Here is an 18,658-nt window from a genome sequence, read left to right as displayed (position 1 = left end):
CGGCGGCCAGGGTGTGCCAGTGAGCAGCGGTCATGTGCAGGAAGGTCGGGCGGATACCGTGATCCTGGGTACCCTCGCTGCCGAAGATCTCCCGGCTTGGCGCCAGGGTGGCACCGGCCAACAGCGCCGGGAAGATTTCCTCCACCGACAGGTCGAAGTTCAGGGTGTTCTGTTGCAGCACGGTGTCCGCCGGAGTCAGGCCGAACAGGCGGGCGGCATCGAGGCTGTAGTTGACCAGGCCACGGTGTTCGATCATCACCCCTTTTGGATTACCGGTGGAACCGGAGGTGTAGATCACGTAGGCGAGGTTGCGTGCACCCAGGGTTGGCACCACAGGATTGTCGTCACGCTCGGCAAAGGTTTCCCGTTGCTCCTCATCCAGCAACAGCAGCGGCAAGTCCAGTGCGGGCAAGCTTTCCAGCAGTGCGCGCTGGGTCAGCAGCGCCGACGGCTGGCTGTCCTCGATCATGTAGGCCAGGCGCTCGGCCGGGTAAGCCGGGTCCAGCGGCACATAGGCCGCACCGGCCTTGAGCACGCCCAACAGGCCGATCATCATCTCGACGCCACGTTCGACGCAGATCGCTACCCGATCATCCGGGCCGATACCCAGGCCGACCAGGTGATGGGCCAGGCGGTTGGCCTGGCGGTTCAGCTCGGCATAACTCAGGCGCTGGGCCTGGAAGGCCACCGCGATGGCCTCGGGTTGCGCCAGCACCTGCTCCTCGAACAGTTGATGAATCGTGCTGTCTTGCGGGTAAGGCACGTCGGTGGCGTTGAGGCCCGCCAGCAGTTGCTCGCGTTCGGCGGCATCGATCAGCGGCACCTGTTCCAGCACCTGGCGGTCATCGGCGACCATGGCTTCCAACAAGCGCTGGAAGTAACCGAGGTAACGAACCATGGTGCCTTCGTCGAACAGCGCGGTGGCGTATTCCAGCGAACCGAGCAGGCGACCTTGGGCTTCGCCCAGGTCCAGGGATAGATCGAACTTGGCCAGGGTGCTGGTCGTGTCGAGGTTTTCAAGTTGCAGGTCGCCGAGGCTGACGTCCGTATTGCCCAGGTCCTGCCAGGTCAACATCGCCTGGAAGATCGGGCTGTGGGACAGGCTGCGCACCGGTTTGACCACTTCCACCACCTGCTCGAACGGCAGGTCCTGATGGGCCTGGGCGCCGAGGGTGACGGCCTTGATCCGCGCCAACAGGGACTCGGTCGTCGGCTGCTCGCTGAGGTCGACACGGATGGCCAGGGTATTGACGAACAGGCCGATCAGCCCTTCGACTTCACTGCGTGTGCGGTTGGCCACCGGCGAGCCGATCACCACATCATCCTGCCCGGACAGACGGCCCAACAGCGCCGCCCAGGCGCTCATGACGGTCATGTACAAGGTGGTGCCGTGACGCTGGCCGAGAGCCTTGAGGCCGCGGGTCAGGTTTTCGTCGAAGCTCACCGGCAGCGTGGCACCGGCATAGTCCTGTTGTGCCGGACGCACCCGGTCGGTCGGCAACATCAGCAGTGCCGGAGCCTCCGCCAGGGCCAGCTGCCAATAGTTGCATTGTTGTTGCAGCAACTCGCCACTGAGCCAGCGACGCTGCCATACGGCGTAATCAAGGTACTGCAGCGCCAGCGGTGCCAGCGGATCATCCTGGCCTTGGCTGAACGCCGCATAGAGCGCGGCCAGTTCGCGGGTCAGCACGGTAATCGACCAGCCATCGGAGACGATGTGATGCATGGTCACCAGCAGGACATGATGGTCCTCGGCCAGGCGGATCAGGCGCCCACGAATCAACGGTCCCTGTGCCAGGTCGAAGGCTTGCAGGGCTTCCTCGCCGGCCAGCGCCTGAAGCTTGGCTTCGGCATCCGCCTGTCCCTGCAAATCGTGCAATTGCAGACTGAAGCCGGTATCCGCCGCGGCAATCCGCTGCAAGGGTTGTTCGTCATCACCGAGAGCAAAGGTGGTGCGCAGGCCTTCGTGGCGCGCAACGATACGCTCCAGCGCCCGTTGCAGGGCCTCGCGATCGAGGTTGCCGCGCAGGCTGAGGCCGCCCGGCATATGGTAGGCCGCGCTGGCGCCTTCCATCTGCGCCAGGAACCACAGGCGCTGCTGGCCGAAGGACAACGGCCAGGCCTGGTCACGGGTCACCGGCAGAATTTCCGGCAGGGTGCTGCGCCCGGCCTGGGCAATCACCTGGGCCAACGCCTTCAGTTCGGGATGGGCAAACAGCTGCACCAGTCCCACTTCAACCCCCAGTTGCTGGCGGATTTGCGAAATCAGGCGCGCGGCCAGCAACGAGTGACCACCCAGTTCGAAGAACTGGTCATGCCGGCCGACCTGGGACAGGCCGAGCATCTCTTGCCAGAGTTGGGCCAGGGCGATTTCGATATCGCCTTGCGGGGCCTCGTAGTCATGGCTGATCACCGCTTCCAGATCCGGCGCCGGCAGGGCCTTGCGGTCGAGCTTGCCGTTCGGGCTCAGCGGCAGGCTGTCCAGGTGCACGAAGGCGCTGGGTACCATGTATTCGGGGAGATGCTTGAGCAGCTCGACACGCAGTTGTTCGGTCGGTGCCGGTTCGCCGCACAGATAGGCGACCAGACGCTTGTTTTCCGGCTGGCTCGGGTCGTCTTCGCGGGCAATCACCACCACTTCGCGAACCCCGGCGCACAGGGCCAGGGCCGCCTCGACTTCGCCGATCTCGATACGCAAGCCGCGAATCTTCACCTGGAAGTCATTGCGGCCGAGGTATTCCAGGGCGCCATTGGCCAACCAGCGACCGAGGTCGCCGGTCTTGTACAGGCGCGCCTGCGGGTCACTGGAGAACGGGTCGACGATAAAACGTTCGGCACTCAGTTCCGGCTGGTTCAGGTAACCCCGGGCCACACCGATACCACCGATATGCAGTTCACCGGCCACACCCAGCGGCTGGATCTGCCCCAGGGCATCGAGCACATGCATCTGGATATTGGCAATCGGCCGGCCGATCGGCACGCTTTCACCCGGGTCGCTTGGGCGGCACTGCCAGGCGGTGACGTCGATGGCCGCTTCGGTCGGGCCGTAGAGGTTGTGCAGCTCGATCCCCGGCAGTTGCTGTTCGAAACGCCGTTGCAGGCCGCGGGGCAGGGCTTCGCCGCTGCACAGGACCCGGCGCAGTTGCGGGAAGTCACGGGTCGCGCGGTGTTCCACGAACAGGTCGAGCATCGACGGCACGAAGTGCAGCATGGTGATGCCGGCCTCACGGATCACCTGGGCCAGGTAGTCCGGCTCCTTGTGCCCGTCGGGGCGCGCCATGACCAGCTCGGCACCGGCAAGCAGCGGCAGGAAGAACTCCCAGACCGAGACGTCGAAGCCGAACGGGGTTTTTTGCAGCACCCGGTCGCTGGCCTCGACGCCATACTCATCGCGAGCCCAGAGCAGGCGGTTGACCACGCCCAGGTGTTCGTTCATCACGCCTTTCGGCATGCCGGTGGAACCCGAGGTGTAGAGCACGTAGGCCAGGTGCGTCGGCAGCAGGCCGAGGGCCTGGGTGTCCGGGTTGTGGCTGGGGTACGCGGCAAGCTGTGCGCTGTCGTCGCTGCCATCGAGCACCAGCACCGGTACGTTCAAGGCCGGCATGTCGTCCAGCAGGTCATGGGTGGTGAGCACCGCGCGTGGGGCGCTATCGCCGAGCATATAGGCCTGGCGAGCGCTCGGCAGGTCCGGATCGATTGGCACATAGGCGCCGCCGGCCTTGAGAACCCCCAGCAGTGCGACGACCATTTCCGCGCCACGGCGCAGGCTGACGGCCACCCGGCTATCGGGTTCCACGCCCAGTTCGATCAGGCGATGGGCGAGCTGGTTGGCCCGGCGGTTGAGTTGCGCGTAGCTGAGCAATGGCCCGCTGTCGCCACGGACGGCGCAGGCGTCCGGACGCTGGGCGGCCTGCTGTTCGATCAGTTGGTGGATCAGTACGTCGCGGGGATACTCGCGGGCGGTGGCGTTGAAGTCGGCCAGCAGGTGCTGGCGCTCGTCTTCGGCCATCAGCGGGAAGTGCGCCACCGGCGTGTCATGCTGTTCCAGCACCGCTTCGAGCATCGCGAACATGCGCTGTTGCAGGCGCTGGGCTTCTTCGAGGCTGTAATAGGCGGTGTTGAAGTTGAAATCGAGGTGGACGTCTTCGAACGGGTGGTAGTCGCGGACGAAGATCGCCATCGGCGTCTGCTCGTAGCCGTTGTCCATGGTGATCACCCGCGACGAGGTGCCACCGAACTGATCGTCACCGTCCAGGCTTTCGAACGACAGTGAAACGTCGAACAGTTGCCGGCGTCCGGTCTGCGCCAGGCGCAGGGTGCGGTTCAGTTCGGCGATGGGGAAGCGCTGGTGGCGATAGCAGCGGCGCAGTTGTCCGCCGGCGGCGTTCATCAGGTCCAGCAGCGAGCCTTGGGGATCCACCGTCAGGCGAATCGGGCTGACCGAGGAGAACATCCCGGCGGTGGCTTTCTGGCGAGCGGTGGTGCGGTTGTGCACGGGCATGCCGATGACGATTTCATCGACGCCCACGGTGCGGCAGAAATAGGTGCTGACCACACTGATCAACACATGGGCCACCGACAGGCTGCGCTCGCTGGCGAACTGTGTCAGTGCGTTGTACAGGGCACGCGGGAGCATGGCCTGGACCTGCTCGCTGGGGGCCAGTTCGTTGGCCTTGCCGGCCTTGAAGTCGGCCCGGCGCTGCAGCAGTGATGGCGGCAGTTGGGCGTAGGTGTCCTGCCAGAACTGACGGTCGCGCTCGTAGCGCGTGGACTGCAGGTAAGCGCGGTCTTCTTCGAGAAACGACAGGTACGAGTGACCTTCGGCCACCTCTTCATTACCGGCCAGCAAACCGTTGTAGGCGGCGCCCACGGCATGGCCGATCAGCGCCACGCCGATACCGTCGGTGACCAGGTGGTGATAACGGTTGAGCCAGTAATGGCGTTGTGGCCCACAACGCACCAGGCGCGCTTCCCAGAGTTGCCCGGTCAGGGATTCGAACGGTTGGCGGAAGGCATCGCGCAGGTAGGCCATGGCCAGGCCTGCGTCGTCGTCGGCCTCGGAAAATTCCACCACTTCGAGCTTGACCTTGACCTCGGGCAGGACCCGCTGGCGACCGACGCCATCCTCGTGGCTGAAGCTCAGGCGCAGAGTGTCGTTGCGGTTGGCGACCATCTCGATGGCCTTCTCGAACAGCGGGATATTGATCTCGCCCTTGATCTCCAGGGACATGCCGATGTTGTAGTAGGGGAGGTCAGGGTGTGCGATCTGATCGAGCCAGATACCTTGCTGGACCGAAGCCAGTTCGTGGGACGCGCAGACTTGCGCGGACAGCTTGTCGGTCGACGAATCCATTTCAGAGCACCTGTTTGCAGAATCAGTGGGTTCGTCTCCGCTGCGTAGGAGTATGGGCAACTGCCTGTCGGCGGGACGAAGGAAAAGCGTGGGAAAAAATTAGAGCATCCACTGATCGATGTCTGTCATGGGAAGCAGGGACAACCCTGTGCAGGGGCCACCTGCGCGCTTGGGAACACGCGCGCGAGTCTGTTATATCAACGGCCCTGAGTGTTCTTGCGAGGGTCGCACAATGTCATTGATCGCCGAAGTGGATCGCCCTGATTCGAAGTTCTGGAGTCTGTCCCGGTTTCCCAATCACCCCGAGGCCGGATCCGTCGAAGTGATCGATGCGCTGACGATTTCCAAGGAAGACTTCATCCGTCGTTATGTGAATTACAACCGTCCCTGCCTGGTCAAGAATGCCGTGCGGCACTGGCCGGCGTTCAGCAAGTGGAACCAGCTGGACTATATAAAGGCCCATTCGCGCAACAGTGAAGTGGTGGTGCGTTCGAAGGTCATCTCGGAGGTCATGGGCTGGTCGAGCCCCGACGTCAAGGCGGCCCTGACCGAGTACTCGGACGTGGTCCACAAGGACATCCCCTTCCATGAGTTTCTCGAGAGTCTCGGTGTGGGCCGTCATCCGCTGGTGGCCGACAGTTGCGGCTTTAAAGAGGGTGAGGCCCTCGAGCCGCTGAGGAATGACGTGGGCGGCCTGCCGTTCATGCCGGAACTGACCACGCCGCTGCACTATCCACCCTATCGCAGTTTTGTGTACCGAGACTCCTATACCGACTGGCATTTCCATGGCGCCGACGAGACCTTCATGGCGCAAGTGGTCGGGGCCAAGGAAGTTCTCCTGCTACCGCCGGACGAGACCAGTTGGCGAGCGCTGCGTCCGGTCATCGAAGAGGTGGGCTATCTGTATAACATCGATACCCAGCGCTTCCCGAGTACCCGGAATCTGAAGGCCTTGCGCACCGTGGTGGAACCGGGGGATGCGCTGTACATACCGGTCTACTGGTGGCACGCGGTGCAATCGATGGATGAGGCGGTCGGTGTGACTGTCGCGGCGACGTTCCAGACGCCCTTGCACGTCATTGGCGATCTGCGTTCGCCCATCGCCCGGCGCGTGTTGCACACCCATTTCTTTTCCCGTCGGGCGTTGCTGGTGGTAGGCGCGGTGCTCTACTCGAAGGCTTATCGGCTGGCGCGCACGTTGTTCGGTGGCGGCGTGCCGCAGACGCGCGGGGATGTGCGCAAATGAGTTTCTGGAGCCGAGGGCGTTCGTCCAAAGGGTTTGATCTGGGACGAAGTTTCTACTTCCTCTGGTCCGGTGAGTCCCTGGCAATCATGGCCACGGCGCTGATGGAGTTCGCCCTCGGCGTCTGGGTCTATTCCCATACCGGTTCGGCGGTTGCCTTTGCCAACGTGGTGCTGGCGGCCACCTTGCCGGCGATTGTATTCCTGCCGTTTGCCGGAGGGCTCGCCGATCGCTTCAGCCACCGGCTGATCATTGTCTGTTGCGACGTGAGCCTGGCCGTGCTGCTCCTCGGGGTCATCGGGCTGCTCTGGTACGACCGTCTGGAGCCGTTGCACCTGTATATCTTCAACTGCCTGGCCTCTACTGTTTCGGCTTTCCGCACCCCGGCGTACCAGGCGGCCGTCAGCACGATCGTTACCCCGGAAAAATACACCCAGGCCTCGGGCTTGATGGGCATCAGCAAGAATGCGGCTTCGTTGGTCGCGCCACTGCTGGCGGGGGTGATCATGGCCGAGGCCGGGTTGGTGACGGTGCTGGTGCTGGACCTGATTACCTTCTTTGCCGGCACCTTGCTGGTGATCAAGGCGTTTTCCTATGTGCGCTGGGTGCCGGCGCAGCACGACGACACGGGCGCCGAGGCGGTGTCGGGCGGTGCGCTGAGCAATGTGAAGGCCGGGCTGAAATTCTTTCTCAGCAGTCACCTGATGGCCTGGCTGCTGGTCTACACCGTGGTGCGCACCGCGTTGCTCTCGATGGTCACGCTGATGATGACGCCGTTGCTACTGTCCACGCTGGGCAGCCAGAGCCTCGGCCTGACCTACACCTGGGCAGCCCTGGGCGGCCTGCTCGGCGCCGGGCTGCTGGTTTACATGGGTAGCCAGCGTCGGCTGATGGTGATGGCGGCAGTCGCCGATCTGCTCTTGTCGTTCTGCATCATCGCCCTGGGACTGGCTTCGCAGACTGTTGCCTACTGCGTAATGGCCTTCGGCGCGATCATGGTGGCGAGCATTGCCGATGCCGGGGTCAATGCGCTGTGGATGAGCCGGATCCCGGCCGGCAATCGTGCCAGTGTGTTTGCGCTGATCAGTATGTTGACCATTGCCGGCAGCAGTCTGGCGATCTTCGTCGGTGGCCTGTTGGTGGATCTCTGGTTGCAGCCCGCGCTGCAGCCCGGCGGGGCTTATGCCGGGTCGATCGGGCGCTGGATCGGGGTCGGCGAGGGGCGCGGCGTCGGTATGCTCTACGTGATGACCGGCGCCATCTTCGCGCTGCTGGCCCTGGGCGCCTTGTTCTACGGGCCGATGCGGCGCCTGGAGGGCACGCCGCCCGAGGTATCGCCCCTGCGGGCAGGTGATGCGCCGCAGGTCGATGCCCTGTGAAACAGCCTTGAGCAGCCAGTGGCCGGCCTGTTGTACCGGATTCCCGTGACAGACAGGCCCTGGCCGCTGGGTCAACCTTTGTAGGCTTTTGCGCAGTTTTCCGGATCCACCAGGACCGTGCCTGCAGCGCCATCCGAACCGACCACAATCGATAAAGGAGGACCTATGCGTCCGTCGTTTTATGACCTCAAGCGCTTCCCCAAGCTTCAGCATCTTGCCAATAACTGGGAAGTGATCCGTGAAGAGTTTCTCGCTCTTGATGCGCCGGTCCTGTCCATCAACCGCGTGGGCAAGTCGATCACCGAGCTCGTCGAAGAAATGACCGAACATATGCAGGCTGGCGGCGAATATGGCTGGCTCTGGGGTTGGGGCCATGGCGACATTCCCATGCCCACCTGGACACAGTATGCCCTGATGGCCTACGACAATCCGATTCCCTATGCCCAGACCGCCATGCCGAAGACCATCGAGCTGTTGAGCCAGCTTCCCGGGGTCAAGCTTTGTGCCCTGCTGCGCATGGAACCTAATGTGTTCATCGGTACCCATTCCCACGGCGGCACCTGGGAGGAAGGGCTGTTGCACATGCAACTGACCATCGATGCCCCGATCAACCAGAGCTATGCCTACCTCAACGTCAACGGCAGCTTCAACCAGAGTACCAATGGCAATCTGGTGATCTTCGACGGCTCGCTCGACCACTTCGCGCTCAATGGCTCGGAAACGGAGAATCGTACGGTGATGTACCTCGAGTTCCATCGCGAAAAGCATATGGATATCTGAGGTCGGCAGGAGCGGGGTGGTTCGGGTGATCGAACTGCTCCTCGGTGCAAGCTTCAATCGACATATTCCACATGACGGGCCATTTGGTTGGGGCGTTGCAGGGTGGTGATGTTGTCGATGCGGATCAGCATGTCCTGGACGCAGGCCTTGAACAGCTCGTCGCCCATGTCGATCCATAGTCTTGGCGGGCGGGCGTAGAGGCGGTCGTAGTCGGCGGTGGCGGGGTCGAGGTGGCGGTATTCCTCGTAGCGCGGCAGATCGGGCAGCGGGTTGCGGGTGTCCATGTAGTTCTGGACAAAGTCCCACAGCGCACAGGGCAACTGGTATGCGGGGCCTATTGAGACCAGGGCGCCGAAGTCGATCAGGATGTCGCGGTAGCGATGGCCCAGGACCAGCTTGTGCATCATCAGGCCCTGGCGGTCGGGGAAGCTGACCAGATAGGCGTCGAATTCGTAGAACGGTGCGGTGATTTCACCAATGGCGCCGTTTTTTTTGTAGGCGCCGTTATTGTCATAGTCGAACAGGGTGACCAGGCCGGTGCGACGGTTGAGTTCCCAGAGTGGGCCTCGGGAGGGTTTGACCCAGAGGCGGGGGAATTTGTAGACGACCAGGGCGCCTAGGGCCCAGCAGAGTAGGGGGGTTCCAATCCATACCGCATAAATTGGAATGGAACTATATGTTTCTTCTTGCCATGAGTGGCTTGTAAGACTCAAGGATGAAAAATAGGTAAGTAGCGATATTGCTATGGCCACATAAAACAAGACGCGCCCGCCTCCGAGCATATAAAGCCAAAAGTGTGAGCGCTTGGACCATACGGCAAACCTGAAGCGTTCATGGTTGTGCCGATCATGAAAGTCGATATGTTCATAGGGGGCCGGTACATAGGTCCCCGCCATGAGTTGTTCCTCCCGTTCTTTTTTGCCGGTTTCAACACGACGTAGCTTTTCGGGTGAAGCCTCTTCAAGAAAGTCTGCGGGAGCCAGATCTTCGGTTCTCCCCCAAGGCAGGCGAGTGCAGGAGAAGCGCTTGAGCCAGGGCCGTTCCTTGGAGGCCGGTTGGTTGGGTAGACGATCAGAGCGATAGGCCGTGGCGGCGTAATAGTCATTCATGAGACTTGCGGTTCCTGTCGCGCTTTGTGGGTGGTCTGATCGGCCCAGAAGGGCTGTCCGAGCTTGTCGAAGTCCGGCTTGGAATGCTGGGGACCGAAGGGAGTGGGATCCCTGGGCGATGGCGCCGGAAAGACCCAGATATCGTCGCCGTCGTTGAGGATTACCTGGGCCCGTACCAGCCAGCTGTAATAGGTCGTTGGTCCCGGCCTGATCGGATCGGCCGCTTGGCTGTAAGGGCTGTCGAGGTAAAGTTCAAGGGAGTCCGGCAGCAGGCGATGGGCCAGGAGGCGTCTGGGGGCTGGTGAGTGCGAACTTTGCTGATGGATGTGTTCGCCGTCGTTGTATTGCTGGGTTTTCTGGAGGCGATAATCCACCGTCAGACTAAGGTGGCCGAAACTCGCCAACAGCCCGGGTAGATTGCTTTCGATGCGTACCCGTATATCGGCCTTGCGAACGTCATAGGCCAGCCTGTCATCGTCCAAGAGGCTAATTGTGGGGTTGGATTCGTAAAAAGGGTTGCGTTCGACGGCGATACGCAAATCGGCGAACAGGCTGACCAGATAGTAGAAGGCCTGCTTTGGTTCTTGCAGATGAGTGCCGAGGCTACTGATATTCGCTCCGAAGGGACCGCATTTCAGCCAGTCTTCCAGGGGCGTGTTGCTCAGCAAATAGGTACCGCTGGCCCCCGCGAGGATCAGGATCAACGCGGTCCAGCCAGCCGGTCCCAAGCCCAGGAAGGTCGGGCCACCCAGTGTCAGGCCGCCGATAACGCCGGCAAGTCCACCGGAGGCCATCGTCAGATAACCCCAGTAGGCACTATCGCCCCATTGATAGGTGTGCCAAGCATCGTATAGGTTGAGGCCAACGAAGAGCAGACCCGCGGCAGTTTGAGTTAGTAAACGGGCGCTGATATTACGGTTGACACTTTTGGCAAGGGTCTCCCCCAACAGCCATGAAATTGGTGCTTCTGGAAGGGTAAACAGAGTGCGTCGTGCTGAAGCCAGCACCGATTGGTTACCCGTCAATTTGACGGTTAACGCCTCCATGGCAATAGCCAAATCAAACCATGCAGCACCTAGTCCTAATCTTGTTCTTAGCTTTCCTTTCTCTCGCTCCGTCTGATCCCACGCGTCAAACTCATTCCTCACATTCCACAACTCCAACATCAACACCGCCGCGGTAAACGGCACCGAATCCAGTGCCCGATACACGGTGCTGTTCTTCTGGGCTTCGAAGCGGTTCAGCGTTTCCTGCAAGGCGCCCTGGGCCCTGGCCTGTTGCTGTTGCGCGGCGTGTTGTTGCTGGTCCTGTCGGTGAACCGCGTCGATATGCCGGTTCAGCTCGCTGATCCGCCGTGCGGTAGGGTGATGGAAGGGCATGACCACCAACTGCGCGCCGTTGCGCACTTGGCCTTGTTTGAGTGGGCTGGGTTTGATCGGCCGGCCATGCTCGCCCAGAAACTCGCCGTAGTGGCGCAAGGGCCGCTCAGGTTCACGGGACAGGTCCCGGAGACCGAACAGATAATGGCTTTCGACCTTGAAGTCGCGTCGCTCGATGATAAACAGCTCGCCAAAGGTCTCGGGCATCAGGCTTCGCAGTTGCGCCACCCCCTGGCGGTTGAGGCTTAGCAGCAGGGGATCGGGAAAGGGCTGCGGCGTATCTGACAAAACCAATCGGGCTTCCTGCGTGGCTTTGTAGGCTGTGTCTACCGCGCCCTGCAGGTTTTCGTAGAGGTTTATGAGAGTGGCCGCTGCTGCCTTTAGCTGCAGCGTTAAAGTGCTGTTGAGGCCGCCATTGCCCAGCAGGCCCGCCAGCAGGATGGCATCGAGTTGCGTCTGCTTTTCGGCGTTGGGCGCCTCGAGCTGCTCCATTTTTGCCAGCTCAGTGGCGCGCCAGTGGCCGTCGCCAAGGTTCGGGGTGGCGACAAGAGGTGTTGGGTAAGGCCGGCTCAGGTCCTGCTGATCCAGGTCCGGCCAGAGCATCGGATGCAACGGGTGATGTTTGTCTGTGGCCAGCGCGCTGATAAAGCGCTGCCCGGCACTGGCGCCGCTGCTCACCAGACTGACCCCGGTGACGGCATCGGTGATGTCGCCATTGACCGCCAGGGTGTCCAACTGCGCCGGATGCGTGGCCAGCACCGCGAACAGCCGACTGACAAAATGCAGCGCTGCTGCGTACTCGAAGTGCTCCAGGCTCAGATGGTCGGCCACGGCCTGCTGTACCGACGACTGTTGCAGGCTGTCGCTGAGCAGCGTCTGACCAAGGTCGAGCCGGCGCCAGATCCTGGCACGTTCGCGTGCGGCGGTCAGGCGGTTGATCTCGCCTTTACCACGCTCACCCAAGGCGTCGAGGCTGTGTTGCAACGGGTTTTTCTTCCCGCCGATCTCGCCGGGCACGATCAACTGCTGGATCAGCAGCGCGCTGGGGTGATGGGCTTGTTGGCTGGCCTGCGCGCCGCACAGATGCAGCAGGCGTTGCTGATCCAGCAGACGGGTTTGCAAGTGTCGCAGACGGTAATACGGATCTTCCAGCAACACCCCGCAGAGTTGCCGGGCGCGGGCCCGCTGCAATACATCGACGCCCGGCGCTTGTGCCTGCCAGAGCGGGTCGAGCGCCGAGTCTTCGGGCTCGACAAGTCGCTCCAGACAATGAGCCCAGGCGCCGCTTTCCACCGTTCCGGCTGATTCACTCGGTGTACCACCCTCGACCTCGTTCCGTGCCTGCTCCAGGCAACGGGCCGGGTAGCGGGCCTGCGGGTCGCAGAGGTAGCGGGCGGGCTGGTCGAATTGCCACTCGTAACCGGGCTGACGGGCCCGTTGCCATGGGGCGACCCGCACCGGAAATGCCTGTTGGCGCAGGTTGAGCCAGCTGGTGTGGGCCGCGCCTGCCGCGCTCTGGTTCGTTGCGTCAAAGGCATCGAAGGCGCTGAAGGCTTCCAGCATGGCCTGACCATCGGGGCGATTATTGAACAGATGCCGGAATTCATCATGGGTGCAGTACAACGCCGGGCTCTGGCAGCGTTGCTGACGCAAGGCCGCATCCTGCTCGAGACGCCGCAGGCGTGGCGCACTGAGCTGGATTTCGCTGAAACACAGTTGCAGGTCGGTCACCCGTTGGTTGTTCCAGCTCGCCGGCAGCCAGATGTCCTCCAGCGCTTGCCCGCTGGCGATTCTGTGGCCTGTCCGAAAACCCTCGCCCTGGCGGTAACGGGCCACATCGATATCGCGAAAGCAGGGGCCTTGCTCGTCGACGTCCACCTGCAATTCACGCCACAGGCGCTGGCGATAAAACACATAAATGAATCCGGCCCGACATAACACCGGCGTGCCGTGGTCGTGCTGGCTATTGACCCCCGGCAAGGGCACGAAAGGCAGCACCGGGACGATCTGGTTCCATTGCGCCTCCATCTGACGGGGCGTGATCGATAGATCATCAAGCAGCGGCAGGCGGAGTGGTGGGCCGTCGTGGCTGTCGATCTCCAACATCAGGCGGCGATCCGGTTGCCAGTCCCAGGCATGCAGCACGCTGCTGCACCAGGATTTGTCGAGGGGCTGGACCCGGTTGTCTTCTGTCAGGGCCCGGTCCGGCTGGCCATCCTTGGCGTTGCAGATAACCAGGCGCTGGCTACGAGGGTGGTCCTTGCCGATGATCTGGACGATAAAGGCGTCGGCTTCGCAGGCAGGGCCGTCGGTCAGGCCGATGGAGTACTGAGTCATGGCTGATCCTGTTTTGGCGGTGGAACGCGGTTGCCGTTGCTGAAGGCCGGGTGCTCCAGGCGTTGGCGCGTAAGGGCATGTTCACGTTCGGCGGAAAGGGGCAGGGCGGGGCTGTTCGCCTTGGGTTGCCAGGTTGCGGCCTGCGGGTTGGGCAGGTCATGCCAATACCGATGCGCCTTGGCGATCTCGGGCCAGGTGGCTCCGTACCAGCTCAGGTGGCTGATCGGTCCAAGCCAAAGTCTCAGCTCTTCTGAGGTACAGGCCGGGAAAAAATAACTGGCGGTGGTTGGCGACCAATAACGCAACAGGCCTTTGCGGTTGTCCGGGCCGAAGTGGATAAACAGGCGCTGGCGCAGGTGATCAAGCAGGCGCTCCCTGGGCATGGCGCTGTCGATAACGAGTCCAGGCCAGCGTTCGGGAGTGTTTTGTACGGCCCGGAACAAAGTAGAAGACCTTGCGGCTTCGATCAGCAGAGGGCTTTGTTCTCGATAAAGGGCGACTTCGGTCGAATCGAACAGGCGCAGGGGAGTGGGCTGCGTGACTTTTTGGTAAAGCTGCCGGTTCAGGTCCTCGTGATGCTCCAGAAGCAACCAGGTGTTCATTGGCTGCGTTCCTCTTGTGCCGCCCGGCAAGGACAATCGTTGCGCGGGCAGCTTTGGGGTGTGCCCCCTTGGGGTTTCTGGCACAGCTCGACAATGGCACGAGCGGGGTCGCCAAGTTGTTGTGCCAGTATCGGGTCGGGCTCTTCCGGTACCAGGGGTTGGCTGCCCGGCGACAAGGGCGCGGCCTGCATGACGGCAACCGGATGGCCTTCGAGCGTGACCTCCGTACTGCTGAAAATGCCCGCCGGGTTGAGGGTCAGCCACTGACCGCCGGCCCTGATGGTCAGGCTGCTACCCGCGTCGATCACCACGTTATCCCCGGCACTCAGGTGGATATCCCGCGTGGCGCGCAACAGGTGACTGGCGGTTTGTATGTGTCGCTCGCCGTTGACGGTCAGGTGGTCGTCCTGCCTGAGTTCAGTCAAACGGCTGCCATGGGTGATGTGCTGTTCTTCGCCTTGCAGTTCATGGCGTGAGTCGCCGCCGACTTGAACGCTGCGTTGTCGATCCACCTGGAGCCGTTGATCGTTCAAGGCATGCACGGTGAAATCGCGCTGGGCCCGCAGGGCGATCTGCTCGGCGCCGCTGCGGTCTTCGATGCGCAGCTCGTTGTAGCCTTCTCCGCCCGGCGTGCTGCGGGTCTTGAACACGCTCTGGGTCTGGCTCTCGGGCAACGGATAGGGTACTTCGTTGTTTTTGTGGTGCAGGCACGCGGACACATAGGGCCGATCAGGATCCCCCTCGAAAAACGCCACCACCACTTCCATGCCGACCCGGGGAACCACCACGCTGCCGTAGCGGGCACCCGCCCAACTGGAGGCAACACGCAGCCAGCAACTGCTGTGCTCGTCGTTCCGGTCCTCACGGTCCCAGGGGAATTGCACCTTGACCCGGCCATGGGCGTCGCAATGGATTTCCTGCCCGGCGGGCCCCGTGACCCAGGCCGATTGGCTGCCGCGAATAAAGGGCTTTTGATGCCGGTGCGGCGGTTGATACTCCACCTCATCGGGAATGGCGCTGAAGGTGTTGCGATAGCCCTGCCAAGGGACCTCTGGGCCGGCGTATTCCTCCAGTACCTGGGGCTGGTAGCCTTCGTGGTTGACTTCGGTAAGCAGCCAATGGCTGTTCCAATCCTGGCGCGGATGCTCACTTAGCAACAGGCAGTGTCCACTGCGCAGGCTGGGTTGATCGCTCTCGCCCCGGGCCAGGCGATAGTCGCTGCGGTGACGTTGCAGATCACGTTCGGCGAGCTTCTTTCCCTGCCGCTCGTCACGAAATTCGCCCGGATAGACGTAATGCTCCAGATCCGCTCCCGGGAGCGAACCGGGACGACAATCAGCCTGCAATTGCACATGGGGTTGTTCGAAGTCGTAGTGCCGCAGGGTCGTGCGCGTGGGGCGGGTTTGCACACGAATGCCGAACGCCTTGATCACCGGGCCTTGGGCGACCAGGCCGGAAGCCCGTTTGTAGGGCGTCGACTCCAACCGGGGAAAAATCGACGAATGAATACCGAACACCAGCAGATGCTGGTCTGGGCTGTGTCGGAAGTGAAAGCTCAGCCCTTCCTCTTCGCACAACCGCTGGATGAAGTTCAGGTCGGTTTCGCTGTACTGGGTGCAGTACTCGCGTTCGGCATGGGGTTTCGGGCCCGGCTGGAAATGGAACGCATCGGCAAGGATGCCGTGCTCCTTGAGGACCTGGGCGATGATGTCCGGTACGGTCTGGTGCTGGAAGATCCGCTGTTGGGTAGTGTGTTCCAGGTACGCCAGGCGTGGGACCAGTGTCAGTTGATAGCGGGTCAGGTGCCGCGTGGACTCGCCTTGTCCGGCGCTATGGACATGGCCATGCAGGCCCATGTTCTCGGCACCCAACGATAGAAAAACGGGTTGGTGGAGCAGGCTTTCCAGATCGAGGTCGGCACTTTCGCTGACCAGCTCGATATCGATGCGGTAGGGCTGGTTGAGGCTTTCGCTGCCCTTGAATCCGAGCACGCGCAGGTCATGCTCGAACCCATTGAGGGTCAGTTTGAAGCGCTGTTGATTCGCCGCGCTGAACATCCGCTGTTCCTTTTACCAAAAGGGGGCGGATGATTCTGCTTGCGGGTTTGGTCGAGATGAATAGGGTCTGATAAAAACAGAAAAGCCCTACATGTGCGGAGCTGAAAGTATTACGAGCTCGAGTCAGATAGCCGTTTGACCCAAACATCGCTGCTGCACGATGTGGGTCAGGACGGTCTCTACGGCGTGTGTCGGAGGTCGTCAGGCGACAACCGGCTGGAGGGTTTCTTCGAGGAAGCGGAAGGCGGTCTGTTTCGAGTACTGGGTGGAGGCAAAGAACGCCAGGTGGCTGCCGTTGTGCTCCACATGCAGGGTGGCATCGTCGATCGACGCGGCGATATAGCGCGAGCCGCCAATATGCGTGGTTTCATCGGCATCGCCGGCTACCACCAGGGTCGGCACGTTGATGCTCGCCAGGCATGACGCCAGCTCGGTCTTGTTCAACGCATCGTTCAATCGCGCATAACGATAGAACAGCTCCGGGTTGACGTAGGGGTAGAGCACCACATGGGCAATCGGCTCCGGTGTGGTGGCCAGCGTCGCCTGGTCGAGGAACATCGCCTGCAGGTCGCTGGCCTCGTGGCGGTCATAGGCTGCGGCTTCCATCAGCCATTCGAAGTTCTGCTGATGGGTGGTGCGCAGGTTGTTGTCGCCCAGGTTGTAGTCGCCGTGCCACAGGCTCAGGGAGTTGACCCGCTCGCTGTGGGCGGCAGCGGCGCTGAGGGCTATCACCGCGCCGCCGCAGATGCCCATCAGGTGCGCCGTCGACAGTTCGTAGTGATTCATCACGCTGATCAGGTCGGCGACCTGGGCCTCGGTGTCTACCGCGACCTGGTCGAAGGCCGCGCAGGAGCCGAACAGCCCGCGGGTTTCCCAGGTGACCACGAAGAAGCGCTCGCTGAGGGCGTTGAACCAGTCGCGGCAGAGGTCGAAGGGCATGCCGCAGGGCAGGGCCAGGACAATCGGCGGACGCTCCCGATTGGTGCTCGCATGCACCGACAGGGAAACGTGGTCGCGGGTGGTCAGGTGCAGTGTCTCAATCTCGGGCACTGCACCGCTGAAATCGAAATGTTTGAGCAGTCGCCCGAACGCCTTGGCCACTTCGGCATCGTCGAAGTGGTCGTAGCGATAGTCGAGCGCCTGGCAGATTTTCCGGCTGATAAAAAATTCGAACGACGACAGTTGCGTCTCGCCACCGTGCAGGTACTGCACGGTACGTACGCCGATCCGCGCAAAGGCGGCATTGACCGCCCGTTCCGTGGCTCTCACGCTGGGGGAGGCCTGCTCGGGGAGCAGGCCATTGTCCGGGGCGAGAAAGCTCAGGCACATCGGATCTGGCAGGTGGATGGCAAGGTGCCTAAGCATCCTCACGGTCTCGCACAGACGCATCGCTGCGTCGGTGGAAATAGTCATGGATTGTAACTCCTGTAGGCACATTGCCAGGCCAACTGTCGCCTGGCCTGTGTGGGTCAGACCGCTTCGAATTTCTTGCCGCGGGTGGTATGGGTCACGAGGCGGTTGTATTCCGGTGTCTCTTCACCGATCACCTGCACCGCGCCGTATTTTTCCAGGCTGATACGACCGCCGTACTCTTCGATATGGTCCGAGTCCGGGTAGATCTGTACGTGCGATGGCACATAACGCGAGGCGAAGCCCATGCGCATTTCTTCTGTTTCGCCGCTGTGGGGATAGGAGGCATGCATCAGGGTCGACCAGAAAATGATGAACTGACCGGCCTTCATCTGCATCGGTACGGCGGCGGCTTCGTCGGGTTTCCAGTCCTTGTCGATCTGCAACTGGCGATAGTCGTAGCCGAAGAACCCGCGACGTACGCCGTCCTTGACCACTTCGCTGTTGTTGGCTTCGGGGTCGTAGCTCATGCGCTTGGTTTCGTCGTAGTTCATGCTGTTCTGGGTGCCTGGAATGAACTGCAGGCAACCATTGGCGATGTTGGCGTCGGTGAACGCGGTCCAGACGGTGATGGTGCCGCCGAACTCTTCGGCATCCGGCCAGAGGATCTGCGGTTTGCCGGAGGCGTTGGCAAAGGTGTCGGCCTGGTGCCAGTCGGTGCCTTCATCGCCCGGGTATTTTGGGAAGAACTCGGTGCGCCAGCACAGTACATCCGGGCCGAGGATGCTTTCGACGCGGTCGCAGATCTGTGCACGGCAGATGTGGTTGGCGAGGAAATCGTCATCCAGGTGGCGGTCGTAGTTGGCGATGTTGGTGCCGGCGGAGATGGCGTCCAGGTCCTGGTAAGCCGCGGCGCTACGGTCGAGCAGGCGCAGGCGGGTGCGTTTCCAGGTTTCCTTCATTTCTTCTTGAGAATACGCGTCGAACGGACCGATAAAGCCGTTCTTTTCGAACGAGGCACGTTCTTCCGGGGTCAAGGCGAATTTTTTGCTCACGGGCTTTTCCTTTT

Annotated in this window: 10 protein-coding genes; 3 read left to right on the top strand and 7 right to left on the bottom strand. The window is 61.9% G+C overall.

Annotation, left to right across the window (positions count from 1 at the left end):
- On the bottom strand, window positions 1-5,353 hold a 5,353-nt coding region (locus HX866_RS09950), incomplete at its 3' end, for a non-ribosomal peptide synthetase (protein ID WP_177139358.1).
- 232 nt (window positions 5,354-5,585) lie between these two features.
- Between HX866_RS09950 and HX866_RS09945 the strand changes: the two genes are divergently transcribed.
- From HX866_RS09945 to HX866_RS09935, 3 genes are all read left to right on the top strand, one after another.
- A complete protein-coding gene (locus HX866_RS09945) occupies window positions 5,586-6,599 on the top strand; it encodes a cupin-like domain-containing protein (RefSeq protein WP_177097012.1) in 1,014 nt (337 codons plus the stop codon).
- Window positions 6,596-7,975: an MFS transporter gene (locus HX866_RS09940; RefSeq protein WP_177139356.1), complete on the top strand. Its 1,380-nt coding sequence runs from the start codon at window positions 6,596-6,598 to the stop codon at window positions 7,973-7,975. The genes HX866_RS09945 and HX866_RS09940 overlap by 4 nt, the downstream gene beginning before the upstream one ends.
- 165 nt (window positions 7,976-8,140) lie before the next feature.
- On the top strand, window positions 8,141-8,755 hold the full coding sequence (locus HX866_RS09935; RefSeq protein ID WP_177097007.1) for an aspartyl/asparaginyl beta-hydroxylase domain-containing protein: 615 nt from the start codon (window positions 8,141-8,143) through the stop codon (window positions 8,753-8,755).
- 53 nt (window positions 8,756-8,808) lie between these two features.
- Here the strand turns inward: HX866_RS09935 and HX866_RS09930 are convergent, their stop codons facing one another.
- From HX866_RS09930 to syrB2, 6 genes are all read right to left on the bottom strand, one after another.
- Window positions 8,809-9,864, bottom strand: a complete 1,056-nt coding sequence (locus tag HX866_RS09930; RefSeq protein ID WP_177097005.1) for a hypothetical protein — start codon at window positions 9,862-9,864, stop codon at window positions 8,809-8,811.
- On the bottom strand, window positions 9,861-13,580 hold the full coding sequence (locus HX866_RS09925; protein WP_177097003.1) for a hypothetical protein: 3,720 nt from the start codon (window positions 13,578-13,580) through the stop codon (window positions 9,861-9,863). Before HX866_RS09925 ends, HX866_RS09930 begins: the two co-directional genes overlap by 4 nt.
- Complete coding sequence (locus HX866_RS09920; RefSeq protein ID WP_177097001.1) at window positions 13,577-14,182, bottom strand: DUF4123 domain-containing protein; 606 nt, start codon at window positions 14,180-14,182, stop codon at window positions 13,577-13,579. Before HX866_RS09920 ends, HX866_RS09925 begins: the two co-directional genes overlap by 4 nt.
- Window positions 14,179-16,239: a type VI secretion system tip protein TssI/VgrG gene (gene tssI / locus HX866_RS09915; RefSeq protein WP_177096999.1), complete on the bottom strand. Its 2,061-nt coding sequence runs from the start codon at window positions 16,237-16,239 to the stop codon at window positions 14,179-14,181. The genes HX866_RS09920 and tssI overlap by 4 nt, the downstream gene beginning before the upstream one ends.
- Window positions 16,240-16,440: 201 nt before the next feature.
- Window positions 16,441-17,652: a syringomycin E biosynthesis aminoacyltransferase SyrC gene (gene syrC, locus HX866_RS09910; protein WP_177096997.1), complete on the bottom strand. Its 1,212-nt coding sequence runs from the start codon at window positions 17,650-17,652 to the stop codon at window positions 16,441-16,443.
- Between the two features lie 56 nt (window positions 17,653-17,708).
- Window positions 17,709-18,644, bottom strand: a complete 936-nt coding sequence (syrB2, locus tag HX866_RS09905; RefSeq protein WP_177096995.1) for a syringomycin E biosynthesis L-threonyl-[L-threonyl-carrier protein] 4-chlorinase SyrB2 — start codon at window positions 18,642-18,644, stop codon at window positions 17,709-17,711.
- Between the last annotated feature and the right edge of the window lie 14 nt (window positions 18,645-18,658).

Source organism: Pseudomonas gingeri (genome assembly GCF_013386165.1).
GTDB classification, from domain to species: Bacteria; Pseudomonadota; Gammaproteobacteria; order Pseudomonadales; family Pseudomonadaceae; genus Aquipseudomonas; species Aquipseudomonas gingeri_C.
Note: the sequence above shows the minus strand (reverse complement) of the source record. Positions and strands in the feature narration are given on the sequence as shown.

Bases quoted from the DNA above. Each gene is read 5' to 3' on its own strand.
- HX866_RS09945 (WP_177097012.1), top strand. From the start codon at position 5,586: ATGTCATTGATCGCCGAAGTGGATCGCCCTGATTCGAAGTTCTGGAGT.
- HX866_RS09940 (WP_177139356.1), top strand. From the start codon at position 6,596: ATGAGTTTCTGGAGCCGAGGGCGTTCGTCCAAAGGGTTTGATCTGGGA.
- HX866_RS09935 (WP_177097007.1), top strand. From the start codon at position 8,141: ATGCGTCCGTCGTTTTATGACCTCAAGCGCTTCCCCAAGCTTCAGCAT.
- HX866_RS09930 (WP_177097005.1), bottom strand. From the start codon at position 9,864: ATGAATGACTATTACGCCGCCACGGCCTATCGCTCTGATCGTCTACCC.
- HX866_RS09925 (WP_177097003.1), bottom strand. From the start codon at position 13,580: ATGACTCAGTACTCCATCGGCCTGACCGACGGCCCTGCCTGCGAAGCC.
- HX866_RS09920 (WP_177097001.1), bottom strand. From the start codon at position 14,182: ATGAACACCTGGTTGCTTCTGGAGCATCACGAGGACCTGAACCGGCAG.
- tssI (WP_177096999.1), bottom strand. From the start codon at position 16,239: ATGTTCAGCGCGGCGAATCAACAGCGCTTCAAACTGACCCTCAATGGG.
- syrC (WP_177096997.1), bottom strand. From the start codon at position 17,652: ATGACTATTTCCACCGACGCAGCGATGCGTCTGTGCGAGACCGTGAGG.